The 6,020-nt window shown below is 70.3% G+C and carries 7 protein-coding genes and 1 pseudogene; 4 read left to right on the top strand and 4 right to left on the bottom strand.

Annotated features, from left to right (window positions below):
- Positions 1-256: pseudogene (locus I8N67_RS34950) on the top strand (beta-galactosidase); the annotation flags it as partial.
- A gap of 291 nt (positions 257-547) precedes the next feature.
- Positions 548-1,663, top strand: coding sequence for a LacI family DNA-binding transcriptional regulator (locus I8N67_RS34945; protein ID WP_200308306.1), 1,116 nt, complete (start codon positions 548-550; stop codon positions 1,661-1,663).
- A gap of 57 nt (positions 1,664-1,720) precedes the next feature.
- On the opposite strand, the gene I8N67_RS34940 is transcribed toward I8N67_RS34945, so the two are convergent.
- From I8N67_RS34940 to I8N67_RS34930, 3 genes are all read right to left on the bottom strand, one after another.
- A complete protein-coding gene (locus tag I8N67_RS34940; RefSeq protein ID WP_200308305.1) occupies positions 1,721-2,536 on the bottom strand; it encodes an SAM-dependent methyltransferase in 816 nt (271 codons plus the stop codon).
- A gap of 123 nt (positions 2,537-2,659) precedes the next feature.
- Positions 2,660-2,896, bottom strand: a complete 237-nt coding sequence (locus tag I8N67_RS34935) for a DUF397 domain-containing protein (protein ID WP_200308304.1) — start codon at positions 2,894-2,896, stop codon at positions 2,660-2,662.
- Position 2,897: 1 nt separating this feature from the next.
- On the bottom strand, positions 2,898-3,773 hold the full coding sequence (locus tag I8N67_RS34930; RefSeq protein ID WP_200308303.1) for a Sco1979 family transcriptional regulator: 876 nt from the start codon (positions 3,771-3,773) through the stop codon (positions 2,898-2,900).
- Between the two features lie 392 nt (positions 3,774-4,165).
- Here I8N67_RS34930 and I8N67_RS34925 point away from each other — a divergent pair, with 392 nt between their 5' ends.
- Both I8N67_RS34925 and I8N67_RS34920 read left to right on the top strand, forming a co-directional pair.
- Entirely contained in the window at positions 4,166-4,768 is a 603-nt protein-coding gene (locus I8N67_RS34925; RefSeq protein WP_234046768.1) for an ATP-binding protein, read from the top strand.
- Between the two features lie 438 nt (positions 4,769-5,206).
- Entirely contained in the window at positions 5,207-5,392 is a 186-nt protein-coding gene (locus I8N67_RS34920; protein ID WP_200308302.1) for a hypothetical protein, read from the top strand.
- Positions 5,393-5,408: 16 nt separating this feature from the next.
- On the opposite strand, the gene I8N67_RS34915 is transcribed toward I8N67_RS34920, so the two are convergent.
- Positions 5,409-6,011: a GTP-binding protein gene (locus I8N67_RS34915; protein WP_200308301.1), complete on the bottom strand. Its 603-nt coding sequence runs from the start codon at positions 6,009-6,011 to the stop codon at positions 5,409-5,411.
- Between the last annotated feature and the right edge of the window lie 9 nt (positions 6,012-6,020).

Raw genomic sequence — 6,020 nt, 5'->3', positions numbered from 1 at the left:
CGTCCGCTGGACCGGTGATGTGGCCCGTGCCTATGTGGGGGACGAGCTTGTCGCCGACCAGTTCTACTCGGGCCGGGGGGTCTGGGAGATCGGGGTCGACCGGGTGTCCGCGGGGGTGGTGCGGCTGAGGGTGTTGCCGCTGGGGGCCGGGGCGCCGGTGCATGTGCCGGGGTGGGTGGGCACCTCCGCGATACCGGCGGAGGTGCTGGGGGTGGAGTGGGTCGCCGTCCGCGCCTGGTCCTTCCGAGCGGCCTGATTTCTTCGCCCCCGCCGCCCCTACCCGTCCCTCCCCCATCCAGGGGCTGCGCCCCTTCGCCCCCCTTGGGTTGTCGGTCGGCTGCGGGTGCGTCGTGGTTGCTCGCGCAGTTCCCCGCGCCCCTGCAAAGCAGGGGCTGCGCCCCAGGCTTTTCGCCTTCAGGGGCGCGGGGAACTGCGCGACCAGCCCCCACCGCACCCGCAGCCGACCGACAGCCCGATGCGAGCACACCGTTCGTCCTATCCTGTGGTGGCCCGGAGGCGGAACCCCACACACGAAAGAAGCAGCCGCATGCCCCGAAGCACCACGGACGGCACCGCGGCCGGAGGCGCCGGCAGCCGCAGCCGACGGAACTTCGCCGGGGCACGACCGGTGATGGACGACGTCGCACGAATGGCCGGCGTGTCCAAACAGACCGTGTCCCGCGTGCTCAACGACAACCCCGCCGTCCGCCCGGAGACCCGCGAGGCCGTGCTGGAGGCGATGCGGACCCTCGGCTACCGCCCCAGCCGCAGCGCCCGCTCACTGGCCAGCGGCCGTACCCGCATGCTGGGAGTGATCTCCTTCGACGCGGCGCGCTACGGCCCCGCCGCCACTCTGACCGCCATCAACACGGCGGCGCAGCAGGCGGGCTATCTGGTCAGTTCGATCGCGCTCGACACGGCGGACCGGGACACGGTCGTCCAGGCGGTGGACCGGCTGTCGGCCGAGGGCGCGGACGGGGTCATCGCCATCGCTCCGCAGCGCCCGGTGGCCACCGCGCTCGCCCGGGCCCGCCCGGACACCCCGCTGGTGATGCTGGACAACGGCCTGGGCGACGGCACGCCCGTGGTCTCCTCGGACTTCCGGACAGGCGCCCGTCTGGCGACCGAGCACCTCCTGCGTCTGGGCCACACCACCGTCCGGCACATCGCGGGCCCCACCGGCTGGACGTCCGCCGACCGCCGCGCCGCGAGCTGGCGGGAGACGCTCACCGCCGCCGGCGCGCCGATCCACGAGCCCCTCGTCGGGGACTGGAGCGCCGACTCCGGCTATGAGCTGGGCCGAAAGCTGGCGGGCAGCCCGGACGTCACCGCCGTGTTCGCCTCCAACGACCAGATGGCCCTCGGTCTGCTCCGCGCACTGCACGAGGCCGGCCGCCGGGTCCCGGACGACGTGAGCGTGGTCGGCTACGACGACATCCCGGAGGCCGCACATCTGCTGCCCCCGCTGACGACCGTCCGTACCGACTTCTCCGAGATCGGCACGCGGGCGCTGCGCCTGCTGCTGACCCAGCTCGACGACCCCGCCGAGTCCGCCGCCGACACCCCGGAGATCGACCACGTCGTACCCGTGGAACTCATCGTCCGCGACAGCACGGGCCCCGCACCCCACGAGGACGACGCCGGGCCGGCACCGCGGAACTGAGCGGTACCGGCCCGGCGTGCCCAGCCGTAACGGCTACGGCAACGGCAACGACTACGGCTATGGCTTCCTTGCGATCGCCCCGTACATCGCGATGTCCTCGTCGCGGATGTCCTGCTCGCCCGTGCCGTCCGGGAGCCACTTGTGGACCTGGACGATGCCGGGCTCGACGAGTTCGAGGCCGTCGAAGAACTCGTGGGCCTCGTCGATCGTGCGCAGCCGCATGGGCATGTCGCGGGCGGCGTACTCGCGGGCGACGCGGCCCACCTCCTCGGGGGCGAACTCGGCGGTGCCGATGGTCATCGCCAGGTAGCTGCCCGAGGGGAGGGGTTCGAGGAGGCGGCGGACGATGCCGACCGCGTCGTCCTCGTCCAGGACGAAGTGGACGATCGCGATCACGGTGAGCGCGACCGGCTTGCTCAGGTCGAGGGTCTCCAGGAACTCGGGGGAGCGCAGGACGGTCTCCGGGTCCTGGAAGTCGGCCTCGATGTAAGAGGTCTTGCCCTGGGGGGTGCTGGCCAGTAATCCCTGGGACAGGGTGAGGACGATCGGGTCGTTGTCCACGTAGACCACCCGGGACTCGGGGGCCACCGACTGGGCGATCTCGTGGAGGTTGGGGGAGGTGGGGATGCCGGTTCCGATGTCGAGGAACTGGCGCATGCCGGCCTTCTCGGCGAGCCAGCGCACCGCGCGGTTCATCCAGTCGCGGTTGGCGCGCATGTGGGTCGGCATGGCCGGCCACTCCTGCACCATCGCGTCACCGGCCTCTTTGTCGGCCGGGTAGTAGTCCTTGCCGCCGAGGATGTAGTCGTAGATACGCGCGGAATGCGCGTGCTCGGTGTCGATCCGGTCGGCCGGCCATCCGTTGTCGGGCAACGCCGTCCCTCCCATCAAGTCGTGTCGTCCAGGTGCACGGTCGGATAAAGCCAGGGGTTCAGAGATCGGAACCCGGGGTTCGAACAGGTGGTGCGTCAACGAGTCGTGGCAGCAACAAGGCGGTCAGAGCAGAAAGTCGGCGTCACCCGCCTTCACGCCGGCCAGAAAGCTCGTCATCTCACGGGGGGTGAAGAGCAGGGCCGGGCCGTCCGGGTCCGTCGACTGGCGTACGGCGACCCGGCCGTCGGCGAGCTTCTTCACCTCTACGCAGGCGCCGCCCGCGTCGTCGCTCCACGGCCGGTGCCAGTTCTGGGTGCCGAGGTCGCGGGCCGGCATGCCGTTGTGTACGAGGTGGTGCATGTCAGAGCTCCTTGCGTATCGCACCGAGGAGGGCCTCGGTCTTGCGGGCGGGCGCCGACTGCGCGCCCAGCCGGTCCAGAGCCTCGCGGTAGACGACGACGTCGTCGCCCTTGTCGAGGTACACGGCGCCCACCAGACCGTTGAGGTAGACGATGTCCGGCAACTCGGGTGCCCTGAACCGGAAGAGATGGAACGCGCCGGCCCGCATCGCCGGATGCGGACCGTTGGCGAACGGCATGAGCTGGACCGTCACATGCGGCAGACGGTTCAGCTCGATCAGATGGTCGATCTGAGCGCGCATCACGCCCGGCCCGCCGACCGGCCATCTGAGCACCGTCTCGTCCATCACCACCCACAGCCGCGGCGGTTGCTCACGGGTGAGGAGTTCCTGGCGCCGCATGCGCAGCGCCACCCGCCGCTCGGTGTCCTCGGTCGCCGCGTGCGGGTCGCCGGCGCCGAGCAGGGCGCGCGCGTACTCCTCGGTCTGCAGCAGACCGTGCACGAACTGCGCCTCGTACGCGCGGATCTGGAGGGCCGCCTGTTCCAGGCTGAGATAGGCGGCGAACCAGTCGGGCAGCACGTCGCGGTAGGTGTGCCACCAGCCGCGTTTGTTGGCCTCGCGGACCGACTTCAGGAAGGTCTCGATCTCCTGCTGGTCCTGTACGCCGTAGATCTGGAGCAGTTTCTCGACATCGGGGAGGCGGAGCCGGGCGACCTTGGCGGCCTCCAGGCGGCGGATCGTGGAGTGGCTCACTCCGATCGCCTCGCCCGCCTGCTCGAACGTCAGCCCGGCGCGGGTGCGCAGTTCTTCCAGCTGCCTGCCGAGGATCATGCGCAGCACGGAGGGGGCTCCTCCCCAGTCCGTTTCCGCGGTCACGCCCACCTCCTCCGACCCCTGCGCACTTTCTTTCAATGATTGCGCATTGTTGTTCGAGTCACTTCGAAAACGCAGTCTGGCACGATCTTGGCGCGAACGGAGGCGTGATGCGACCCACAAAATGAAAATTTCAACTTGCTGGTTGCGAGGTGTTGTTCGCGGATGCCACAGTGGTCGTACCGTCACGGCTTCGGTGAACGCTGGGGCTGCGCGGCCAGGTTGGGGGAGATGTGGCCGCAACTCAGCGCTGTTCGCGGCGAGTTGCATCTACTCGTGGCGAATGGCGAGGCGGCCGTGGCACCGGCACCCATCCGGTGCGAAGGGCCAACGAAAGGCATACGGCGATGGCTCCGCCCACTCTCCCCCAGTCCCCGGACCGGTTAGCACCGGCCATGTACCCACCCCTTGAAGCAGAGGCGTACGAACCCCACAGAGCGGGCGTGTTCGGCCTGCCCGCCGTGCCCGCGTCGGCGGGCGAGGCACGCAGAACCGTGCGCGAGTTGCTCGGCGAGTGGGAGGTGCGTCCGGAGACCCTTGAGGACGCCCTCCTGATCACCTCCGAGCTGGTCACCAACGCGTTGACGCACACACGCAGCGAGTGGATCGTGTGCCGGTTGCAGATCACCGGCCGTCGGCTCCGGATCGAGGTCGAGGACCAGAGCGGCGGCCTCTCACAGCCAGCCCGGCGCAGGCCGGGCCCCGACGACCAGAATGGGCGTGGGCTCATGCTGGTCGGCATGCTCAGCAGCGACTGGGGGGTCGGAGACACCCCACAACGGTCCGGTCGTGTCGTCTGGGCAGAACTGCCGTCGGAGGGCCGGGAAACCGCCGAGCCCGCCCCTCCGACGGCCCCGTACACGAACGAGGGTGCTCCCTTGACGGACCAGTCGGCCAACCCGCGGACGGACCAGTCGGCCAACCCGCGGACGGACCAGTCGGCCAACCCGCTGACCGGCCCCTTCGCCGAGCCGCTGGCCGATCCGTCCTGGACCTGAGGCCCCTGCACCGGTGCGGGTGACCGGAGCCCCGCTTCGGTCACCCGCACCGGTGCGCCCGTCCGTAGGGTGTTTAGCAGTTGACGGATTGGCCTGGGGATCCTGGGTTCTCCTGGGTATTGGGCGCGGGGCTGGTGGGGCGTACGGGAGTGCGTAACCCGTATAGGGGTTTGATCGTTTGATGTGATGGTCGGGTCGCAGCTTCGGGGCGTGTGAGGGGGTGGCAGGTGCGGCGGAAGGTGGAGCTGGGCGCGGGGGAGGTGCAGCAGGTCGCTGCCGCCTGCGCCCGCGCGCTGCGGGGTGTGGATGCGGCAACCGGGGAGCAGCTGGGTGAGGCTGCGCCCGGATGGCCACGGCCGAGTCACCCGTTTCCCGAGCGATCCCGAACACCCGGGATCACCCAGGAAACCCAAGCCGATCAGAGACGCTGCCCGCGTCGTGAACCCGTCGCCGCTGGAGGCCATCGTGCGCACCGAGTCCGAGATCGACGTCCTGATGCTGGGCGGGGCGGGGCGGGCGTCGGTGTCGACACCCACGCCTGCACCGTCCCCCCGGACCCGGGCCGACGTCATCGGCCGCGACGAGCTCCTCGCCAGGGTGGCGGAGCCGGCGTCCGGGTCCTGAGCGATTTCGGACGTCCTCAGCCCGGCCGCAGGCCCGCGGCCACCAGCCGGGCCTCCATCTTCCTGCGGGCCGCGCCGAGCACCGCCAGCAGAACCTCCTTGCTGGACTGGCGTTTGCGTACGTCGCAGAGGAGCACCGGGACGCCGGGCGGCAGGTCGAGCGCCTGGCGGACCTGCTCGGCGTCGACCTCACGGTCGCCGTCGAAGCAGTTGACCCCGACCGCGAACGGGATGTCGCGGGACTCGAAGAAGTCGACCGCGGCGAAGGAGGCGTCGAGGCGCCGGGTGTCCGCGAGGACGACGGCCCCGAGGGCACCGTTCGAGAGGTCGTCCCACATGAACCAGAAACGGTCCTGGCCCGGCGTACCGAAGAGATAGAGCACCAGCTCGGGCGAGATCGTGATGCGGCCGAAGTCGAGGGCGACGGTGGTCGAGACCTTCTTCTCGACGCCCGTCAGGTCGTCCACGCGCCTGCCCGCCGCGGTGATGCGCTCCTCGGTCGCCAGCGGGGTCACCTCGCTCACCGAACCCACCATGGTGGTCTTGCCGACGCCGAAGCCACCCGCTATGAGGATCTTCAGGGCGGTGGGCACCGACGGCCCGGAGCTGACGGACACCATCCATCACCC

This window comes from Streptomyces adelaidensis (genome assembly GCF_016598475.1).
In the GTDB taxonomy this organism is placed as follows: Bacteria; Actinomycetota; Actinomycetes; order Streptomycetales; family Streptomycetaceae; genus Streptomyces; species Streptomyces adelaidensis.
Note: the sequence above shows the minus strand (reverse complement) of the source record. Positions and strands in the feature narration are given on the sequence as shown.